This is a genomic window from Vibrio mimicus CAIM 602 (assembly GCF_000338875.1).
In the GTDB taxonomy this organism is placed as follows: domain Bacteria; phylum Pseudomonadota; class Gammaproteobacteria; order Enterobacterales; family Vibrionaceae; genus Vibrio; species Vibrio mimicus.
Genome location: NZ_AOMO01000077.1, coordinates 1 through 20032, shown reverse-complemented (window position 1 = coordinate 20032; position 20032 = coordinate 1). Strand labels below are relative to the sequence as shown.

Genomic DNA, 20032 nt, shown 5'->3' with positions numbered 1-20032 from the left:
TCCATTCAGCTAAAACCTGAACCGGTGTTAGCTATTCTTATCTTTCTGTCATTGTTTTAGTGTTACTTGGCGTGCTTCTTGCTTTGTTTTCACAAAAGGGGTTTACCCCCAAAGTTACCGATGAGTTGAACAGCATGGGTTGGCCAGTGTTGGTTATACCCTGACTCAAAATCCACTGTGCGAGTAGCAAATATGAATGTGAATCTCACCCCACCGGTTGAACCGGGCAAAGTTGCCTCTGTGAGTAAAAGCGGCGCAGTTAGCGCTGAGGCTGCGGAGACGGAATCGTCAGGTGGCTTTTTTGCTCAGTTACACGCCTTGATTTTCGGTGATAAAACTGCTTCCGATTCAGCCCTTTCTCCCGAGAGCGAAGCCGAAATCGTCGCTGATGTGTTGATGAATCCTGAAGGAGAATCAACCTCTGTAACGGATAGCAATGATGTAGAAATCAGTGCTGCTAGCTCTGACTTACTCAGTGAAGAGGGGGTGAAAGTCACAGGTACACCAGCAGAACTGAAAGCACAGCCATTGCTGAAGGGCGAAGCGGGTGAAACAAGCGCTGCTGATGAAAAGCTAGATGCGCCTATTCCTCCTTCGATCGCCAAGTGGGTTGCCAAACCCGAGTCAGCCGATGATGCGCTGGCGAGCCATGAACTAAAGCGTAAAACCGCACAAGCCATGAGTGAAGGCGATGAAATTCTAGGGCGTTTGCAAGAGGCCAACCAAGCGCTGACTAAATCAAACGGCAAAACTTTGCCAGTGCAAAACGGCCAAGCTTTAGATAAGCACACCGCAGAATTAACGGCGAAAGAGGTTTTGGCTGAAGAAGTATTGCCACAGGTTGAGCAAGCTAAGCTGAAAGCGGCGATGCCACTAAACACTGGGGAAATGGATGAAACCAACGCTTTGCCGAGCGATGATGAGACAGCGAAAGATGAACTCATGGCGGCAACATTAGTGGGCGGCGCGTTGGCAGGTGCGAATGCACTTCAAACGGATCCTAAAGATGCGGCTGCTCTAGTGGATGAGCTGCCAGTCGAGCCTGCGCTTGCGCAGTCTTCTGCTGTAGTAAAATCAGAAGCAGCGATGATGGGTGATGAGATCGCGGCGATGGGTAAAGCGCCACGTACGACTAAACCTACTCAGGCTGTGATGAATGGTTTACCACAAGCACCAAACGATTTACTCAATGCCGAAGGTACGGTTGCTGAGAGTGGTAAAGTTGCCATTCCTTGGGCAAGCCAAGTACCTACTGAGGCTGAGTGGTCATCGGTATCGCCTGAGCTTAAAGATCAGACTTTAGATGGTGCAAAGCCAAAAGCTTTAGCACCGAACACATTGGCACAATCGGTAGCACAAGGGTTAACGCCAGCACCCGCGCATCTGACTGGTGCTGAGCGGGCGGCGGCTATTCCAACTAACCCAGCGGCTGCAACACCTGTTGATATGGCTGCACTTGCTCCACAAGCCGTGGCGGCAAATCCTATGGTCAATCCTGCTTCAACAGTGAATCCTGAAGTCATGGCAAGTTCCGCAATGTTAGCCGCGCTAGGTGGTCGATCCTTAGCTGGCGGTGATGAACGCCGTGTCACGGCTGAATCTGGTCAAGAGGGATTAGCCCAACAAATTGCTGCCGCCGCGGGGCAAGGTATGGGACAAAGTCAGGCTTTAAACCGCGCAGAACCTCAAGCGGTACAAACCAACGCAACGCCTTTGCATCTGAACAAAGAGATGGCGGCGGATCAACTCGCTGAGCGAGTTCAAATGATGATGTCGAAGAACCTGAAAAACATCGATATTCGCCTCGACCCTCCAGAAATGGGTCGTATGCATATTCGCATGAACATGCAGGGTGATGGCGCTACCGTGCATTTCACCGTAGCGAACCAACACGCGAGAGATGCGTTAGAGCAAACCATGCCGAGACTACGTGAAATGTTAGCTCAGCAAGGAGTCCAGTTGGGTGATACCTCAGTACAACAGCAAAGTGCAGGACAACAACAGCGTTATGCTGGGCAAGAACAGTCGGGTTTTGGTCAAAGTGCACGCAATGAAAGGCACAATAGCGAAGAAAACCTTGATACCGACGTCAAACTTGATTTGAATGTGGCAACAAAGCGTGATGGAATCAGTTATTACGCTTAAACTTATACAAAATTAACCACATACAGAGGCAATTATGGCCGAAGAACAACTCTCGGATGCTCCCAAAGGGAAAAAGAAACTGCTGATCATTATTATTGCTGCCGTGGTGTTGTTGGCTGGCGGTGGTGGTGCAGCATTTTTCATGATGGGTTCTGGTGATGGAGAGGCTGCTGCCCAAGCTGAGCAAAAAGCGGAACAAGCTGCTACGCCAGCGGATCCGGTTTCCTACGTCAATATCGCTCAACCGTTTGTGTTTAATGTGACAGGGGATGACCGAGATCGTCTGGTGCAAATCAAAGTTCAGTTGATGGTGCGCGGTAGCGAAAATGAAAACCTTGCGCGTTATCACTCCCCATTAGTAGAAAGCTCCTTGTTGGCCACTTTTGCTTCTGCCACCGTAGAGCAACTGCGTACCCCGAGTGGCCGAATTGAGCTGCGTGATAAAGCAACTGAAGACATCAAAGCGGCGCTCAATCAAGCCGTGGGCAAACCCGTTATTGAAAAAGTGCTATTTACCGACTTTGTAATGCAATAGGTGAAATGTGACTGATTTATTAAGCCAAGACGAAATTGATGCGCTACTCCACGGCGTTGATAGTGTCGATGAGGAAGAAGAAGAATTACCCAAGTCGGTCCCCGGCGCGGTAAATTTCGATTTTTCTTCCCAAGATCGTATCGTCCGGGGTCGAATGCCGACTCTGGAGCTGATCAATGAACGTTTTGCTCGCCACCTACGCATCAGTCTCTTCAACATGCTGCGCAAAACCGCTGAGGTATCGATCAACGGTGTGCAGATGATGAAGTTTGGTGAATACCAAAATACGTTATATGTACCCACCAGTTTGAATATGGTGCGTTTTCGCCCCTTAAAAGGCACCGCTTTGGTGACCATGGAAGCGCGCTTGGTGTTTATTCTGGTAGAGAACTTCTTCGGGGGCGATGGTCGCTACCACGCGCGGATTGAAGGCCGTGAATTTACCCCAACCGAGCGACGCGTTATTCAACTGCTGCTCAAAATCGTGTTTGCTGACTACAAAGAAGCGTGGTCTCCGGTTATGGGGGTTGAGTTTGAATATCTCGATTCCGAAGTAAACCCGAGTATGGCGAACATTGTCAGCCCGACGGAAGTGATTGTTGTCAGCTCCTTCCACGTTGAAGTGGATGGTGGCGGTGGCGATTTCCACATGGTGATGCCGTATTCCATGATGGAGCCAATCCGTGAGTTGCTTGATGCAGGTGTGCAGTCGGACAAAATGGAAACCGACGTGCGTTGGAGCACTGCTCTGCGTGAAGAGATTATGGATGTGCCCGTCAATTTCCGAGTTAACCTGCTCGAAATGGATATTGCGCTGCGTGATTTGATGGAGCTGCAAGTCGGTGATGTTATCCCGATCAAAATGCCAGAACACGCGGTGATGTTTGTTGAAGAGTTACCGACTTACCGCGTTAAAATGGGTCGATCCGGAGAGAAGCTCGCGGTACAAGTTTCCGAAAAAATCAAACGCCCTGATGTGGTGAAAACGGATCTCGCCTTCCTCGGTAAAGACATTATGGCCGAGTTTGAAAACGCAGAAGAAGACGAAATCGAGTAGTCCGTTACACGTGATTAGGATGACATCGCTGTCACCCAGCGAATGAAGATCAGAACCAATAGGTAGTTGAAGATGGCAAAAAGCGAAGATGAAAGATTGGCTGAAGAGTGGGCAGCAGCATTAGGTGAAGACCCGAATGCGCCCGATATTGATGTGGATGAAATATTGGCAGCTCCACTCGAAGAGTTAAAAAATACCGCGCCACCGATCAGTGATGACGAACGCCGCAAGCTGGATACCATCATGGATATTCCAGTTACCATCTCGATGGAGGTCGGACGCTCTAAAATCAGTATCCGTAACCTGTTGCAATTGAACCAAGGTTCCGTAGTTGAGTTAGATCGTATTGCTGGTGAATCACTGGATGTGATGGTCAACGGCACGCTGATTGCGCATGGCGAAGTGGTGGTGGTGAACGATAAGTTCGGTATCCGTCTGACTGACGTGATCAGCCAAACTGAACGTATCAAGAAACTGAGATAGCCAATGCGAAAATTGGCGGCTCTGATTCTTATCCCTGTTCCCGGGTTGCTGCGACAAGCAGCCAACTGGATTTGGCGACCACTTTCGGGTCGCTTTTGTTCGTTATTGCCCTGATCTTTTTACTGGCTTGGTTACTCAAGCGAATGCGTGTTCCTGCCTTCGGCCAGCAAAAAGGGCTGAGTATTGTCAAACAGTTGCCCGTCGGTACCCGAGAGCGGGTGATGATCATTCAAGTGGGCGAAGAGCAGTATTTGATTGGGGTGACCACTCAGTCGATTCAATTGCTGGCCAAACTCGATAATCCACTCACACAGGAGGAGCTGCCTGCAACCCCTTTTTCTAACCAGTTGATGCAGCTACTGAAAAAAAATGAAACGGACTCAAAGACTTAATTTGACCTCTTGGTTGACGACTGGATTACTCACTTGGCTGCTCTCCGGCATGCTAGGTTTTGCTTCGCTCGCTTTTGCTGAAGAACCGCTCAATACCGGAATTCCATCGACTGCGGCGGGGGCATCTTCCGTCACCGTTACAGCACTTGAAAAAGAACAAGGTAACGCCAAAACCATCGCGTTGGGCAGTAGCAGCGGGGGAAGTGGCATTCCTGCGTTCACCATGACCACTAATCCGGATGGCAGTGAAGATTACTCGATAAACCTACAAATTCTTGCACTGATGACCATGTTGGGCTTCTTGCCTGCCATGGTCATCTTGATGACCTCATTCACCCGTATCGTGGTGGTGATGTCGATCCTGCGGCAAGCCATGGGTTTGCAACAAACGCCTTCTAACCAAGTGATTATTGGTATTGCACTGTTTTTAACGTTTTTCATTATGGCTCCGGTGTTTAACCAGATTAATGAGCAAGCGGTGCAGCCTTATCTCAATGAACAGATCTCTGCGCGCCAAGCGTTCGATTTAGCGCAAGAGCCGATGAAAGCCTTCATGCTCAAGCAGACCCGAATCAAGGATCTGGAAACCTTTGTTGAAATGTCTGGTTCTCAAGTGACAGCCCCTGAACAAGTTTCCATGGCGGTGCTCATTCCTGCTTTTATTACGTCGGAGTTAAAAACCGCGTTCCAGATTGGTTTTATGCTGTTTTTGCCCTTTTTGATCATCGACTTGGTGGTGGCTTCGGTACTCATGGCGATGGGTATGATGATGCTCTCGCCTATGATTGTTTCCTTACCTTTTAAATTGATGTTGTTCGTGTTGGTGGATGGTTGGAACCTGATCCTGTCGACCTTGGCGGGCAGTTTTGCCTTGTAGCGGGGAAGCAGCATGACACCAGAGATATTTGTCGAACTGTTCAAAGAGTCACTCTGGCTGGTGCTGATTATGGTGTGCGCCATCATCATCCCCAGCTTGCTGATTGGTCTAGTGGTTGCGATTTTTCAGGCCGCGACCTCGATTAACGAACAGACACTGAGTTTTTTGCCGCGTTTGATCATCACCTTATTAGCGCTGATGTTCTTTGGGCATTGGATGACGCAAATGCTGATGGACTTTTTCTACAGCATGATTGAGCGCTTGCCGCAGGTTCTGTACTAGGAGCACTTATGGAGTATCCAGCCAGTGTCGTCCTCGATTTCATCGCCAACTATTTCTGGCCGTACACGCGTATTGCGGCCATGTTGATGGTGATGACGGTTACTGGTGCGCGCTTTGTGCCTGCGCGTGTGCGTCTTTATTTGGGGTTGGCCCTGACCTTTGCGGTGATGCCGGCGATTCCGGCGGTGCCTTCTGATATCGCTTTGCTTTCACTGCAAGGATTCATGATCACTTTTGAACAGATTGTGATTGGCATGGCAATGGGCATGGTGACTCAGTTTTTGGTGCAAATTTTTGTCATGCTTGGTCAGATTCTCGGTATGCAATCGAGCTTGGGTTTTGCCTCCATGGTTGACCCAGCCAACGGACAAAACACGCCGTTACTGGGTCAGATGTTTATGCTGTTGGCCACGCTGTTTTTTCTCTCCAGTGATGGCCATTTAAAAATGATCCAACTGGTGGTGTTCAGCTTTAAGAGCCTGCCAATTGGTAGCGGTTCACTCACTACGGTCGATTATCGCGAATTAGCCTTGTGGCTTGGCATTATGTTTAAAGCGTCACTCGCGGTATCGCTTTCCGGCATTATTGCGCTATTAACCGTGAACCTCTCGTTTGGGGTGATGACCCGTGCTGCGCCGCAGCTCAACATCTTTTCGCTCGGCTTTTCGTTTGCGCTCCTCGTCGGTCTGCTGCTGTGTTGGTACATACTCAGCGGCCTGTACACTCATTACGAAATCTACTGGCAAGAGACGGAAGAGCAGATCTGTCGTCTCATTCGCTTGAACTGTTAGGAGGCTGATTTGGCAGAATCCGACGGCCAAGAAAGGACCGAAGAAGCCACCCCCCGAAGGTTGCAGCAGGCCAAGGAAAAAGGCCAAGTTGCGCGTTCGAAGGAGCTGGCTTCTGTCTCTGTATTAGTAGTAGGTGCTGTTTCGTTGATGTGGTTCGGCGAAGCATTAGCCCAAGGCCTATTCACGGCTATGCAGCGGCTTTTTTCGCTCGACCGTGAAGAGATTTTCGATATCGGAAAACTGTTCGACATCATAGGTGGGTCGCTGGTTAATTTGCTTCTACCACTGCTGATGATTTTGATCACCCTGTTCATTGCCGCCTTGATTGGTGCCGCTGGAGTGGGGGGGATTAACTTTTCCGCTGAAGCGGCGATGCCTAAACTCTCCAAAATGAATCCGCTCAGTGGATTTAAGCGAATGTTTGGTTTGCAAAGCTGGGTTGAGCTGCTCAAGTCGATTCTAAAAGTCATGTTGGTGGCTGGCGTGGCTTTCTATCTCATCGAAGCTTCGCAAAAAGATCTGTTTCAACTCAGTTTGGATGTGTATCCGCAAAACATCTTTCATGCGCTCGACATTCTGCTCAACTTTGTACTTCTGATCAGTTGTTCATTACTGGTGGTGGTAGCGATTGATATTCCATTTCAGATTTGGCAACACGCCAACCAACTGAAAATGACCAAGCAAGAAGTGAAAGACGAGTACAAAGACACCGAAGGTAAACCAGAAGTGAAAGGCCGTATTCGTATGCTGCAACGTGAAGCGGCGCAGCGGCGGATGATGGCTGCACTGCCGCAGGCGGACGTGATCATCACCAACCCGGAGCACTTCTCGGTTGCGCTACGTTATAAGCAGAATACCGATAAAGCCCCCGTGGTGATTGCCAAAGGGGTGGATCATATGGCGTTAAAGATTCGTGAAATTGCGCGGGAATACGATATCGCGATTGTTCCCGCACCGCCTTTAGCGCGAGCCTTGTATCACACCACGGAGCTTGAACAGCAAATTCCGGATGGTTTGTTCGTGGCGGTCGCCCAAGTGCTGGCGTTCGTCTTCCAGTTAAAACAGTACCGTCGCAAAGGTGGTCAGCGGCCGAAACTCAACGAAGAGAATATGCCGATCCCACCGGATATGCGTTACTAAAGATTTTCTATTTCTCAGGAATAGACAGCAGCACTAATAGCGCGCCATCGCCGCCAAATTCGAGTGGGGCTTGGTGGAACGCGAGTACATCGGGGTGCTGTGCCAGCCACAGTGGAACATTCTGTTTTAAGATGTGCTTGCCAATGCCATGCTGCACGCAAGCACAATGCACATTCTCTTTTAGGCAGTAGGCGATCATCGCCCCCAGTTCGCGTTTCGCTTCTTGTTGGGTCATGCCATGCATATCCAAAAACACATCTGGCACATACACCCCACGGCGTAGCCTTTTCACTTCGTACTTGGAAACATCGCTACGTGCGTAACGCGTTGGGCCTTCATCACTCAGATGGGGCATAAACTCATCGGAGAAATAGAAATCGTTGTCGGAAGCTTCACGCTCGGTACGGCGGATTTCTTTTTGCTTGGGATTTCTGTTTGGCGCGTGGAGTATGGTATCCTGACGCAACTTTTTTACGCCCTTTACTTCGTCACGAAACAGTGAGAAATCGTCTTCAAGATTATCTTTATCGCTCTTGTTATTGGTAATTCGGTGATCGTTTTTGCTCATTAGGGTGACGTGTTTTTGCTACTGTAAATTGATGACGCGGTATTGTAGCGCTTTTTGGAGGCAATTTTGGATAAGATTTTCGTTGAGGAAGCGGTTTCTGAACTGCATACCTTGCAAGACATGATTCGTTGGACTGTGAGTCGATTTAACGCTGCTAACCTGTTTTATGGTCAAGGCACGGATAACGCTTGGGATGAAGCGGTACAACTCATTCTGCCAACGCTCTATCTGCCGATTGATGTGCCTCCACATGTACTGAGTTCACGCCTGACCAGCAGCGAGCGCCTGCGTGTGGTTGAACGCGTGATCAAACGTATTAACGATCGTACGCCAGTGGCGTACCTGACCAACAAAGCGTGGTTCTGTGGTCTTGAGTTCTTTGTTGACCAACGTGTTCTGGTACCGCGTTCTCCGATCGGTGAACTGATCCAAAACCGTTTTGAACCTTGGTTGATTGAAGAGCCAACGCGCATCATGGATTTGTGTACCGGCAGCGGCTGTATTGCCATTGCTTGTGCGAATGCTTTCCCTGAAGCCGAAGTGGATGCGATTGATATCTCGGTGGATGCGCTGCAAGTGGCAGAGCAAAACATTCAAGATCATGGTCTAGAGCAGCAAGTTTTCCCAATCCGTTCCGATCTGTTCCGCGATCTGCCGCAAGAGCAGTATGACCTGATCGTGACCAATCCACCTTATGTGGATCAAGAAGACATGGATAGCCTGCCAAGTGAGTTCCGTCATGAACCTGAACTTGGCCTTGCAGCAGGTAGTGATGGTCTGAAACTGGCACGCCGTATTCTGGCTAATGCGCCACTTTACCTGAAAGAGAACGGGGTTCTGGTGTGTGAAGTAGGCAACTCCATGGTGCACATGATGGAGCAGTATCCACACATTCCATTTACTTGGTTAGAGTTTGAAAATGGCGGTCACGGCGTATTTTTGCTGACTCGTGAGCAGCTTATCGACTGTGCTGCGGATTTCGCGCTGTACAAAGATTAATGATGACACGCGGAACTTATTCCAACGCCGACCTTTGAGTCGGCGTTTTTCATGGTGCACAGTTAGCCGAAAAACCTTGGCTAAGGTAGTGAATAACACCATTAGCCCGTGAAAACGGTCGAATCTGGTCATTTTTAGGACTTTACATCACAAAGTATTAACGCCACTATGAAGCCACGAAGAACAGTTAATCAGTGAAACCCGAGTTTCACTGTGCATTGAGGAAGTCATGGCAGGAAACAGTATCGGACAACATTTCCGAGTCACCACATTCGGAGAAAGTCACGGTATCGCACTGGGATGTATTGTGGATGGTTGCCCACCGGGGCTGACTATCTGCGAAGCGGATTTACAAGTGGATCTCGACCGTCGTCGTCCTGGCACATCACGCTATACCACTCAGCGTCGTGAGCCGGACGAAGTCAAAATTCTCTCAGGTGTATTTGAGGGAAAAACCACAGGCACATCGATTGGGCTTTTGATCGAGAACACCGACCAACGCTCCAAAGATTATTCAGATATCAAAGATAAGTTCCGTCCCGGACACGCGGACTACACCTATCATCAAAAATACGGTGTGCGTGATTATCGCGGTGGTGGCCGTTCATCGGCGCGTGAAACTGCCATGCGTGTAGCGGCAGGAGCGATTGCCAAAAAATACCTACAGCAAGAATTTGGCATTGAAGTGCGTGCTTACTTGTCGCAAATGGGTGATGTCGCGATTGATAAAGTGGACTGGAATGAGATTGAAAACAACGATTTCTTCTGCCCTGATGTTGATAAAGTGGCCGCCTTTGATGAGCTGATCCGTGAGCTGAAAAAAGAAGGCGACTCGATTGGCGCTAAAATCCAAGTGGTTGCTACAGGCGTTCCGGTTGGATTGGGTGAACCTGTGTTTGATCGTCTGGATGCGGATATTGCCCATGCGTTGATGAGCATCAACGCAGTGAAAGGGGTAGAGATTGGTGATGGCTTTGATGTAGTGCGCCAAAAAGGCAGCCAACATCGTGATCCTCTCACTCCGCAAGGCTTTCGTTCTAACCATGCGGGTGGCATTTTAGGTGGCATTTCTAGCGGGCAGGATATCGTAGCCAATATCGCCCTGAAGCCGACTTCCAGCATTACCGTGCCGGGCGAGACAATTGATGTCAACGGTGAGCCAACCGAGCTTATCACTAAAGGTCGCCATGACCCTTGTGTCGGCATTCGCGCAGTACCCATTGCAGAAGCCATGTTGGCAATTGTGCTGATGGATCATCTGCTGCGTCATCGTGGTCAGAACCACGGTGTAATGACAGCAACACCGAAAATCTAGCTTTATCTTTAGAGTTCATGGCTTTAAATGCAACAACGCCCTCAATCGAGGGCGTTGTCATATCCGCGACTTAACTGCAAATCGCATAGATAAGGGATGGTTAGTGAATCGAATTCTCGGCTTCCAAATGGAAAGAGGGTAGACGCCATTTAAAACGCACTGCTGCCATACGCAGAGTGTAACCAACCACGAGAGTCACCACGGTGCTCACTACATCACTGACACCAAACTCAAGTAGGGTCAGATATAGTCCAGATGCCATTAGAGCAATCGACGCATACAATTCTTCATGCAATACCAAGGGCGGCTGACGGCAGATCAAATCGCGTAGCAAACCACCAAACACACCAGTCACCACCGCAGAAACCAAACAGATGCCAGGGTGTAAGCCCATGCGCATTGCTACTTGCGTGCCGATGATTGAAAACACAATCAGGCCCAGCGCATCAAGACGAATAAATAAGCCTTTAAGCTTGATCACCCACTTGTATACCCAAGTGGTCAGTACACCTGCCACACAAGTAATTGCAAGATACTCAGGATTTTTTACCCAACCTAAAGGGTAGTGACCAAGCAAAATATCGCGCACTGTGCCACCACCAATCGCGGTTGCGCTAGCGACCAGCATTACGCCAAACCAGTCCATTTTGCGACGGCCCGCACTCAACGCTCCGGTCATGGCTTCCGCCGTGATCCCAATTACATACAAAATACTTAGCAGCATGTATCACCTCATTCAACAGCAGAGGATATACTCTTCCTACTTGAAGTTGCAGCGGTGTTGGCTGCGTCCACTCCCCCTAATCACATAGCTTATCTATGCTCATAGGGATGAGTTCACTTGCCGCCTACCTGCAACTCTAAGTAGTTTGGTATAGAAAAATTAAGGCGAAATTTTAGGGTTTATCTTAGAGAATAAACAATGATTTTTTATAAGGTGAAGGTGGTTTGAATTAGTAAAACTAATGAATTGATTGTTAGTCTCAAACAAACGTTTTCCTAATAGCCATCTTCTGTGTGAGGCTTAGCTCTTTACCCGATGAGAAAAAGTCTCCAGAATGCACGCTGTCACCAACATTTACCATGTACTATGAACCATCAATACCAAGACTTAATTGAAATTTTCAACCAGACTTTTTACTGCGACAACAACACCAAATTAGAGTTGGGCGGCGATGAGCCGATCTACTTACCTGCCGATGAGCAAGTGAGTTATCACCGGATCATTTTTGCACGTGGTTTTTATGCCTCTGCCTTGCACGAGATTGCCCACTGGTGTGTTGCAGGGCCGCAACGACGTCTGTTGGAAGATTTTGGTTACTGGTATGAACCGGATGGCCGTACAGCGCAAGTGCAGGCGGAGTTTGAAAAAGTTGAAATCCGTCCACAAGCTTATGAATGGATTCTAGCGATGAGTGCAGGCTTCCCCTTTACCGTGAGTTGTGACAACCTCAACGGAGATTTTGAGCCGGACCGTCTCGCATTCATGACCAAAGTCCACCGCGAAGTGCTCAATATTCTTGAACAAGGGTTGCCGCTACGAGTGAAAATGCTGTCGGATGCGTTACGCGCCTTTTACCACACTCCGGTCTTGTCGCCAGAGCACTTTACTGTTAAATGACCGTTTGTGAAAAACCGTTTACGAAATAACGAGAACCTGATGATTATTGAATTTGAAGAAAAACTTCTGGAACTGATTGATGCTCAAGTAGAAAACGCGTCTACTGACGAACTGTTTGCGGGTGGATACTTACGTGGGCACATTTCACTTTCTGCTGCGCAGTGTGAAGAGGAAGGTGTGACTGAACTAGATACATTTAAGCAGCGTATTGAAGAAAGTTTAGAAGAGGCACGCTCTGAATTGAGCCCAGCTGATCGTGTCATTGTTGCCCAACTTTGGCAGCAGCTTGCCGCACAAGCTTAACTGAACCATTAGGCTTTATCGCTAAAGCCGCCGCCTGTAAAGCGGTGGCTTGATAGATTTCCCCAAGTTTTCTTCTCACACATCGATAGCCTGAAAGTTGTTCAAACTTTCTGAACAACTAAGTACAAAAATCAGGCTTGTTGCATATCTGTTTCCCGATTAATCTTTGCCTAACATTAGTCAGGGGAAAACACCATGAAAATCATTGCCTTCGGTGCTAGCACCAGCTCAACCTCTATCAATAAAGCACTTGCTACCTTTACGGCTAACCTTGTTGAAGGCGCACAGGTACAAGTTTTGGACATCAACAACTATTTAGTACCAATGTTTAGTGAAGATCTGGAAAAAGAGATTGGTCATGCAGAAGGTGCACAAGGTTTCTTGCGTGATCTTGCTCAAGCTGATGCTTACGTTATCTCTTTCGCCGAGCACAATGGCCATTACCCTGCGGCGTACAAAAACTTGTTCGATTGGGCAAGTCGCATCAATCGTGCGATGTTTGGTGACAAGCCAGCGGTTTATCTTGCGACATCTCCGGGCCCTAGTGGTGCAAAGTCTGTTCTTGCCGCGGCAACCGCTTCAGCCCCTTTCTTTGGTGGTAACGTGAAAGCTTCAGTTTCTGTTCCTAGCTTCTATGATAACTTCGATTTAGAACAAGGTGCGGTGACTAACCCTGAAATCGTGGCTGAGCTCAAAGCGGCGGTGGCTAAGCTGTCAGCTTAAGCAAAAAAGTATTAAGTCCTAAATGAACAAAGCCTCGCAGTGCGAGGCTTTGTTTTTGAGTTGATTGAAGGGGCTAGATTAAGCTTTCTGAGTCAGAGCCTTTCCTTTACGAAGCTTTCGTACCCACATGCGGCAAGGATGCAACTGTTCCAACAAATCGACGCCCAATGGCAGAGGATCGCCGCACATTTGCGAAGCGAGAAGTTCAGCCATGAGTGGCGCACTACTTAAACCACGTGAGCCAAGCCCTGCAAACGCATAAAGTTGCGGGTAGAGTGCAATTGGCTCTGCTTCGGTTTGCTGAGCTAAATCTCGGTATTGCTCGGTAATTTTGATAAATTCGCCGACATTGCCGACAAAAGGCAGATGATCGCGGCTGACACAGCGCACGCCTTGGCGTGATTGATTGCCGCTGATATCCACTTCTAATGGCCAAGTTTGCTCTGGCAGGCAGTGAATCAGCTTTTGCGCATTTTCGCGTTGTGCTTGCGGATCAAAAGTCGCATCAAGGTGCTGGCGATCATAACTTGCCCCAATACAGTGATGTCCATTTTGTTGGCTGACCGGAGTCATATAGCCATCGTAACAGAGCACGCTATTGATATTACTTAGTGTGTCGGTAGTCGGAATATGGCTGACCTGACCTTTCACCTTACCCAGTGGCAAGTGAGCGGTTTGTGCCACGCTGTCAAACTGATGGCCACTGGCAATCACCACGCACTGATGCTGCATTACCTTATCGCCGTAGTGCAATTGCCACTGCTGTGTCTCTGGCTGCCAAGTCAGAGTATCAATCGGAGAGTGATAATGCGCGGTGAGCCTGCCTTGCTGCTCTAAGAGATGGATTAAGCCTTGAGTCAGCTCTGCTGGGCAGAGCCAGCCACCGAGCGGATAATGCACACTGGCTTTATCCACTGGCACGCCGACTTGTTGGTTGGTTTGCTCTGCGGATAAACCATGTACTAATTGTTCTGGGAAATCGCCCTCAAGTATGCTGGTGAGCTTTTGGGTTGCCTTTACATCCCACATTAATTGGGTAACACCGCACCAATCGTGGTCAAAGGTTATCTGCTCAGCCGCTTGTTCAATAAATTGACGCGCAAAAAGAAATGCCGGAGCAAACACTCGTGAAACAGAGTTGTGATCACCACTGAGCAGTGGATAGACCGCACCTTGTCGGTTACCTGATGCGCCTTGTGCTGGTTTTTCATCGGCGCAATAGAGGGTTACTGAAATGCCGCGTTTGGCTAATGTTGTCGCGAGGGTTGCACTGGCGACTCCACCACCGATAATCGCCACATCTCGTAGGCCGTTGGTGGCTTCTAAACGAAATTCTGGCGCAATATTGGTGTACGGAGCTTTCTCATTCAGACAGCCAGCAATCATTTCTCGTTTGGTACCAAAGCCTTTGACTTTTTTCATCGCAAAGCCCGCGTCAATCAAACCGCGGCGTACAAAACCAGCCGAAGTAAAGGTAGCGCAGGTACAACCGTTTTTCGCCAGTTTGGCCATACCTTCAAACAGGTTTTGGTTCCACATTTCTGGGTTTTTGCTGGGAGCAAAACCATCAAGGAACCATGCATCGACTAAACCTTGCTTTTGTGTCGCCACTTTCGGCAGGCAGTCTTTGATATCCCCAAACCAGAGATCGAGCGTGATGAGTCCATCATCCAACACAATCCGCTGGCATTCTGGAATCGCTAAAGGGTAGTGCTTATGCAGTTCTTGCGCGAATTCTGCCAGTTCCGGCCATGCTTGATGCGCTTGAATTAAATCGTGTTTACTGAGCGGATATTTTTCAAAGCTAATGAAATGCAGCTCTTTGAGTTTTGCATCTGGGTTGGCTTGGCGAAACTCCACAAACGCTTGCCACACTGCCAGAAAATTCAGGCCAGTACCGAAGCCGGTTTCCGCAATCACAAATCGCCTTTGGTCATCGTTGTGCCATCTTTGTGGGAGATGATTTTGCTCAAGGAACACATAACGTGTCTCGGCTAGACCATTGACGTTAGAGAAATAGACATCGTCAAATTGATCGGAGACGGGAGTTCCTGCTTCGTTCCAGCCGAGCTGGGCGTGAGAAATGGATGACATAATGAACAAATTCTATGAAATCAGGCTGAATATGGGTCGAGATTGTACGAATTTATGGGAAAGCTGACCACTTCTGTTATCCTTCTTCGATATCATCTAGCCAAATTTACATAATAGGAATGTTACATGAAACGAGTCGTCATCACCGGTATGGGTATTATTTCGAGTATCGGTAACAACGTCGAAGAAGTTTTGGCCTCACTAAAAGCTGGCAAGTCAGGCATCACCGCCTCTGAACAGTTTAAAGAGCATGGTTTGCGTTCACAGGTTTGGGGTGATTTAAAAATTAACCCGGAAGAACATATCGATCGTAAGCAAATGCGCTTTATGGGTGATGCGGCTGCGTATGCATACCTATCTCTTGAACAAGCGATTGCTGATGCGGGTCTGACCCCAGAGCAAGTTTCTAACGACCGTACAGGTATCGTTGCCGGTTCTGGTGGTGCTTCTTCTGAAAACCAAGTCATCGCGGTGGATACTCAGCGCGAAAAAGGCGTGAAGCGTGTGGGGCCTTACATGGTACCACGTACTATGTCTTCAACTGTTTCTGCATGTTTGGCAACTCCATTCAAAATTCGCGGCGTAAACTACTCAATCAGCTCCGCTTGTGCCACTTCTGCACACTGCATTGGTAACGCGCTAGAGCTTATCCAACTGGGTAAACAAGACATTGTGTTTGCGGGTGGTGGTGAAGAGCTGTTCTGGTCACAAACCATGATGTTTGATGCGATGGGCGCACTTTCAACCAAATACAACGAAACACCAGAAAAAGCTTCGCGTACTTACGATGCGGATCGTGATGGTTTCGTTATCTCTGGCGGCGGCGGTATGGTTGTGGTTGAAGAACTGGAACACGCACTGGCTCGTGGCGCAAAAATTTACGGTGAAATCGTCGGTTACGGCGCGACATCGGATGGCTACGACATGGTAGCACCATCGGGTGAAGGCGCAGTACGTTGTATGAAGATGGCGATGCAAAGCGTTGATAAAATTGACTACATCAACACTCATGGCACTTCAACACCAGTGGGCGACGTGAAAGAACTTGGCGCTATCCAAGAAGTGTTTGCAGGTAACAGCCCTGCGATTTCTGCAACCAAAGCGATGACTGGTCACGCATTGGGCGCAGCAGGCGTACATGAAGCCATTTACTCAACTCTGATGCTGCACCACGGTTTTATTGCTCCAAGCATTAACGTTGAAACTTTAGATGAAGCTGCGCAAGGTCTGGATATCGTGACTGAAATGCGTGAGCAAGAGCTGACAACAGTGATGTCTAACAGCTTTGGTTTTGGTGGTACAAACGCAACTTTGGTTATCAAAAAATACCAAGGTTAAGCGCACCAAACCCATCATAGTTTCCAGAACAGATTAGTATCGCTAATCGAACAGACGCAGACTCTGTCCCATGGAGAGCGGGATAGGATCCTTTTGTTCTGGATGTTTGCCCGGCGGCTTAGGTCGTCGGGTATTTTTATTCTCGACAGCCTCTGCGCTTTTCTGCACAATGCCTGCAACTTTGATTGCCGCAAATTCCCACTATGAAAATTCTGATTGATGAGAACATGCCTTACGCACAAGCGCTGTTTAGTCAGCTTGGCGAAGTGATCTTAAAACCCGGCCGTACTTTAACTGCCGATGATCTGATTGATGTCGATGCCTTAATGATTCGTTCGGTAACGAAAGTAAATGAGGCACTGCTAGCTAAAGCAAACCGCTTGAAGTTTGTTGGAACCGCGACTGCGGGGATGGATCATGTTGACCAAGCGCTGCTGACTGAGCGTGGTATCTTCTTTACTGCTGCACCAGGCTGTAACAAAGTGGGTGTCGCGGAATACGTCTTCAGCGTGCTGATGGTACTGGCGCAGCAACAAGGGTTCTCGGTTTTCGATAAAACTGTAGGCATCATTGGTGCAGGTCAAGTCGGCAGCTATCTCGCGCAATGCCTCTCTGGCATCGGAATTAAAGTGTTGATTAATGATCCCCCTAAGCAAGCGCAAGGTGATGAGCGAACATTTACCGAGCTTGAAACCTTACTTAAAGAATCGGATGTGATCACTTTGCACACACCCATCACACGCGAAGGTGAGTGGCCGACCCATCATTTGATTGATGCAGCGATTCTTGAGCAATTACGTAGCGATCAGATTTTGATTAATGCGGCGCGTGGCCCTGTGGTGGATAACGCGGCGCTTAAAGCGCGCTTGCAAAAAGGCGATGGTTTTACCGCCGTATTAGATGTGTTTGAATTTGAACCGCAAGTGGATATGGAATTGCTGCCACTCTTGGCATTTGCAACCCCGCATATTGCAGGTTATGGCCTTGAAGGTAAGGCGCGTGGAACGACCATGATTTTTAACAGTTATTGCGAGTTTCTCGGCAATGCACATTGTGCTAACCCAGCGAGTTTGTTGCCAAAAGCACCCGTGCCTACGGTTTACTTGGACCGGGCATGGGATGAAGAAACGCTGCATACGCTGACTCAAATTATTTACGATGTGCGTAAAGATGACGCACAGTTTCGCCGTGAGATTCACCAACCCGGAGCGTTTGACTTAATGCGCAAACACTATTGGGATAGACGTGAATACAGTGCGGTGACACTAGCTGGAGGCGCGGATTGCAATTTAGCACCTTTGGCTAAACTCGGTTTTCAAGTAGAGGTATGTGATGAGCCAACAATTTAATGTTGCCATTTTTGGCGCAACGGGCGCAGTAGGCGAAACCATGTTGGAAGTGCTGCAGGAGCGAGAGTTTCCTGTTGATGAGCTTTTCCTGCTGGCGAGTGAGCGCAGTGAGGGTAAAACCTATCGTTTCAACGGTAAGACGGTGCGTGTACAAAATGTCGAAGAGTTTGACTGGTCACAAGTCCATATCGCGCTGTTTTCAGCGGGTGGTGAGCTTTCGGCTCATTGGGCTCCAATCGCTGCTGAAGCGGGTGTGGTTGTGATCGACAATACCTCGCACTTCCGTTACGACTACGATATTCCACTGGTGATTCCTGAAGTGAACCCTGAGGCAATTGCTGAGTTTCGTAATCGCAACATCATTGCTAACCCTAACTGCTCAACCATCCAGATGCTCGTGGCGCTAAAGCCGATTTACGATGCGGTGGGTATTGAGCGTATCAATGTGACGACTTACCAATCAGTCTCTGGTGCGGGTAAAGCGGGGATTGATGAGCTAGCAGGTCAAACGGCTAAACTACTCAATGGCTACCCAGCGGAAACCAATACCTTTAGTCAGCAAATCGCTTTTAACTGTATTCCACAAATCGATCAGTTTATGGACAACGGTTACACCAAAGAAGAAATGAAGATGGTGTGGGAAACCCAGAAAATCTTCAATGATCCTTCCATCATGGTGAACCCAACTTGCGTACGTGTACCTGTATTCTATGGTCATGCTGAAGCGGTGCATGTGGAAACTCGTGCTCCGATTGATGCGGAACAAGTGATGGACATGCTGGATCAAACCGATGGTATTGAGCTGTTCCGCGGTGCAGATTTCCCAACTCAAGTGCGTGATGCTGGTGGCAAAGACCATGTATTGGTTGGTCGTGTGCGTAATGACATCAGTCATCACAGCGGTGTGAACCTGTGGGTAGTGGCAGATAACGTGCGTAAAGGTGCGGCAACCAACGCTGTACAAATTGCAGAGCTGTTAGTGCGTGACTATTTCTAAGTAGCGCGGCCCATGGCATAAGCAATAAAAAACCCACCGCTTGGTGGGTTTTTGCTATTTAGCTTACTAAGTGATTATTTCTTTGGCTTATGAGCGTTAGGATTGTCTTTGCAGCTGCCTTCGCTACCACATTTGCCGTACAGGTAAAGGCTATGGTTAGTCAGTTGCACATTGTATTTTTCCGCGATCTCTTTTTGACGTTGCTCGATGACATCGTCAGAAAACTCAATTACTTCACCACAATCAAGACACACTAGGTGGTCGTGGTGGTGCTGAGTTGAAAGTTCAAAAACTGACTTGCCGCCTTCAAAGTGGTGGCGAGTCACGATACCTGCATCATCAAATTGGTTGAGAACTCGGTACACTGTGGCAAGACCAATCTCTTCGCCGAGATCAATCAACTTTTTGTACAGCTCTTCAGCACTAATATGTTGGCACTCTGGCTGTTGTAAAACTTCTAAAATCTTAAGCCGTGGGAGGGTAACTTTAAGACCAGCATCCTTTAGCGCTTGGTTATTGTCTGACATATACTTTCCTGTTGATGTTCTGCAGTGATACATCCGTTCTACTTGAGGTTGCAATCGTATTGGCTGCGTTGTCAAACCCACTTCAGAGTCTCTGTCTGTGGGGATTCACTCACTTGCCGCTTACCTGCATCTCAATTCGTTTGGGTATAACAGAAGTCAATGTTGTTTTGCATTATAGGTGAGTCACAGCGAACAATAAACCACGAACTTCAAGAGGTTAATGGGAAACCTGCAAAGTCGAGTCAAATCACTGAACAAAGTGCTCTTACCAGTTACAATTAATTAACAACAATAGTATTAATACTGTGGGCAGTAGCCTTGATGCATTTATTTGATTGCTGCCTTAACCAAAGTCTAGGGCACTCAGAGCATGAATAAAACACTCTCCAAGCTTTATCAACCGAATATTGTGAAGTGGGCACTAAACTCTTGGCCTCCTTTTTGGGGGCTGGGATCCGGGATTGATTTCATCAGTGCTGACTTCCGAGAGGTGCGA

At 48.3% G+C, this 20032-nt stretch carries 21 protein-coding genes and 1 pseudogene; 18 read left to right on the top strand and 4 right to left on the bottom strand.

Going from position 1 to position 20032, the window contains the following annotated elements; all coding sequences use genetic code 11:
• Nucleotides 1-192: 192 nt before the first annotated feature.
• The 9 genes from D908_RS02305 (at nt 193) to flhB (ending at nt 7702) form a co-directional block, all read left to right on the top strand.
• Entirely contained in the window at nt 193-2145 is a 1953-nt protein-coding gene (locus D908_RS02305; RefSeq protein WP_005527118.1) for a flagellar hook-length control protein FliK, read from the top strand.
• 34 nt (nt 2146-2179) lie between these two features.
• A complete protein-coding gene (gene fliL, locus D908_RS02310; protein WP_000797040.1) occupies nt 2180-2680 on the top strand; it encodes a flagellar basal body-associated protein FliL in 501 nt (166 codons plus the stop codon).
• Nucleotides 2681-2687: 7 nt separating this feature from the next.
• The gene (fliM, locus tag D908_RS02315; protein WP_000130775.1) at nt 2688-3737 is read left to right on the top strand and encodes a flagellar motor switch protein FliM; all 1050 of its coding nucleotides are present in this window, start codon (nt 2688-2690) and stop codon (nt 3735-3737) included.
• A 72-nt stretch (nt 3738-3809) separates the two neighbouring features.
• Nucleotides 3810-4220: a flagellar motor switch protein FliN gene (gene fliN / locus D908_RS02320; RefSeq protein ID WP_001129784.1), complete on the top strand. Its 411-nt coding sequence runs from the start codon at nt 3810-3812 to the stop codon at nt 4218-4220.
• 11 nt (nt 4221-4231) lie between these two features.
• Complete coding sequence (fliO, locus tag D908_RS02325) at nt 4232-4612, top strand: flagellar biosynthetic protein FliO (RefSeq protein ID WP_032467741.1); 381 nt, start codon at nt 4232-4234, stop codon at nt 4610-4612.
• Nucleotides 4590-5489, top strand: a complete 900-nt coding sequence (gene fliP / locus D908_RS02330; RefSeq protein WP_000831831.1) for a flagellar type III secretion system pore protein FliP — start codon at nt 4590-4592, stop codon at nt 5487-5489. Before fliO ends, fliP begins: the two co-directional genes overlap by 23 nt.
• Before the next feature lie 12 nt (nt 5490-5501).
• Nucleotides 5502-5771, top strand: coding sequence for a flagellar biosynthesis protein FliQ (gene fliQ / locus D908_RS02335; RefSeq protein ID WP_000187050.1), 270 nt, complete (start codon nt 5502-5504; stop codon nt 5769-5771).
• Nucleotides 5772-5779: 8 nt separating this feature from the next.
• On the top strand, nt 5780-6562 hold the full coding sequence (fliR, locus tag D908_RS02340) for a flagellar biosynthetic protein FliR (RefSeq protein ID WP_000456296.1): 783 nt from the start codon (nt 5780-5782) through the stop codon (nt 6560-6562).
• Between the two features lie 9 nt (nt 6563-6571).
• Nucleotides 6572-7702, top strand: coding sequence for a flagellar biosynthesis protein FlhB (flhB, locus tag D908_RS02345; protein WP_000840980.1), 1131 nt, complete (start codon nt 6572-6574; stop codon nt 7700-7702).
• A gap of 7 nt (nt 7703-7709) precedes the next feature.
• Here flhB and smrB read toward each other — a convergent pair whose 3' ends face one another.
• The gene (smrB, locus tag D908_RS02350) at nt 7710-8270 is read right to left on the bottom strand and encodes an endonuclease SmrB (RefSeq protein ID WP_000041525.1); all 561 of its coding nucleotides are present in this window, start codon (nt 8268-8270) and stop codon (nt 7710-7712) included.
• 66 nt (nt 8271-8336) lie between these two features.
• On the opposite strand from smrB, the gene prmB reads away from it, so the two are divergent.
• Together prmB and aroC are read left to right on the top strand one after the other, a co-directional pair.
• Entirely contained in the window at nt 8337-9269 is a 933-nt protein-coding gene (prmB, locus tag D908_RS02355) for a 50S ribosomal protein L3 N(5)-glutamine methyltransferase (protein ID WP_000357780.1), read from the top strand.
• Nucleotides 9270-9498: 229 nt separating this feature from the next.
• Nucleotides 9499-10584: a chorismate synthase gene (gene aroC, locus D908_RS02360; protein ID WP_005527110.1), complete on the top strand. Its 1086-nt coding sequence runs from the start codon at nt 9499-9501 to the stop codon at nt 10582-10584.
• 100 nt (nt 10585-10684) lie between these two features.
• Here aroC and D908_RS02365 read toward each other — a convergent pair whose 3' ends face one another.
• The gene (locus tag D908_RS02365) at nt 10685-11308 is read right to left on the bottom strand and encodes a trimeric intracellular cation channel family protein (protein ID WP_000927104.1); all 624 of its coding nucleotides are present in this window, start codon (nt 11306-11308) and stop codon (nt 10685-10687) included.
• 366 nt (nt 11309-11674) lie between these two features.
• Here D908_RS02365 and D908_RS02370 point away from each other — a divergent pair, with 366 nt between their 5' ends.
• The 3 genes from D908_RS02370 (at nt 11675) to D908_RS02380 (ending at nt 13231) form a co-directional block, all read left to right on the top strand.
• Complete coding sequence (locus tag D908_RS02370; protein ID WP_005527107.1) at nt 11675-12205, top strand: elongation factor P hydroxylase; 531 nt, start codon at nt 11675-11677, stop codon at nt 12203-12205.
• 39 nt (nt 12206-12244) lie between these two features.
• On the top strand, nt 12245-12508 hold the full coding sequence (locus D908_RS02375; RefSeq protein WP_005527105.1) for a YfcL family protein: 264 nt from the start codon (nt 12245-12247) through the stop codon (nt 12506-12508).
• A gap of 195 nt (nt 12509-12703) precedes the next feature.
• Nucleotides 12704-13231 carry an NADPH-dependent FMN reductase gene (locus D908_RS02380; RefSeq protein WP_005527103.1) on the top strand — a complete coding sequence of 176 codons (528 nt, stop codon included), beginning with the start codon at nt 12704-12706 and terminating at the stop codon, nt 13229-13231.
• Between the two features lie 78 nt (nt 13232-13309).
• Here D908_RS02380 and mnmC read toward each other — a convergent pair whose 3' ends face one another.
• Nucleotides 13310-15325 (bottom strand): bifunctional tRNA (5-methylaminomethyl-2-thiouridine)(34)-methyltransferase MnmC2/FAD-dependent 5-carboxymethylaminomethyl-2-thiouridine(34) oxidoreductase MnmC1, encoded by a 2016-nt coding sequence (mnmC, locus tag D908_RS02385; protein WP_005527101.1) that lies wholly within the window; start codon nt 15323-15325, stop codon nt 13310-13312.
• A 126-nt stretch (nt 15326-15451) separates the two neighbouring features.
• On the opposite strand from mnmC, the gene fabB reads away from it, so the two are divergent.
• From fabB to D908_RS02400, 3 genes are all read left to right on the top strand, one after another.
• Entirely contained in the window at nt 15452-16663 is a 1212-nt protein-coding gene (fabB, locus tag D908_RS02390) for a beta-ketoacyl-ACP synthase I (protein ID WP_005527099.1), read from the top strand.
• A gap of 203 nt (nt 16664-16866) precedes the next feature.
• Nucleotides 16867-18012 carry a 4-phosphoerythronate dehydrogenase gene (locus tag D908_RS02395; RefSeq protein ID WP_005527097.1) on the top strand — a complete coding sequence of 382 codons (1146 nt, stop codon included), beginning with the start codon at nt 16867-16869 and terminating at the stop codon, nt 18010-18012.
• Complete coding sequence (locus D908_RS02400; protein ID WP_000082622.1) at nt 17996-19009, top strand: aspartate-semialdehyde dehydrogenase; 1014 nt, start codon at nt 17996-17998, stop codon at nt 19007-19009. Before D908_RS02395 ends, D908_RS02400 begins: the two co-directional genes overlap by 17 nt.
• A gap of 74 nt (nt 19010-19083) precedes the next feature.
• On the opposite strand, the gene fcrX is transcribed toward D908_RS02400, so the two are convergent.
• The gene (gene fcrX, locus D908_RS02405) at nt 19084-19536 is read right to left on the bottom strand and encodes a ferric iron uptake transcriptional regulator FcrX (RefSeq protein WP_001282829.1); all 453 of its coding nucleotides are present in this window, start codon (nt 19534-19536) and stop codon (nt 19084-19086) included.
• Between the two features lie 370 nt (nt 19537-19906).
• On the opposite strand from fcrX, the pseudogene D908_RS02410 reads away from it, so the two are divergent.
• Nucleotides 19907-20032 (top strand): annotated as a pseudogene (locus D908_RS02410) (DUF4442 domain-containing protein); the annotation flags it as partial.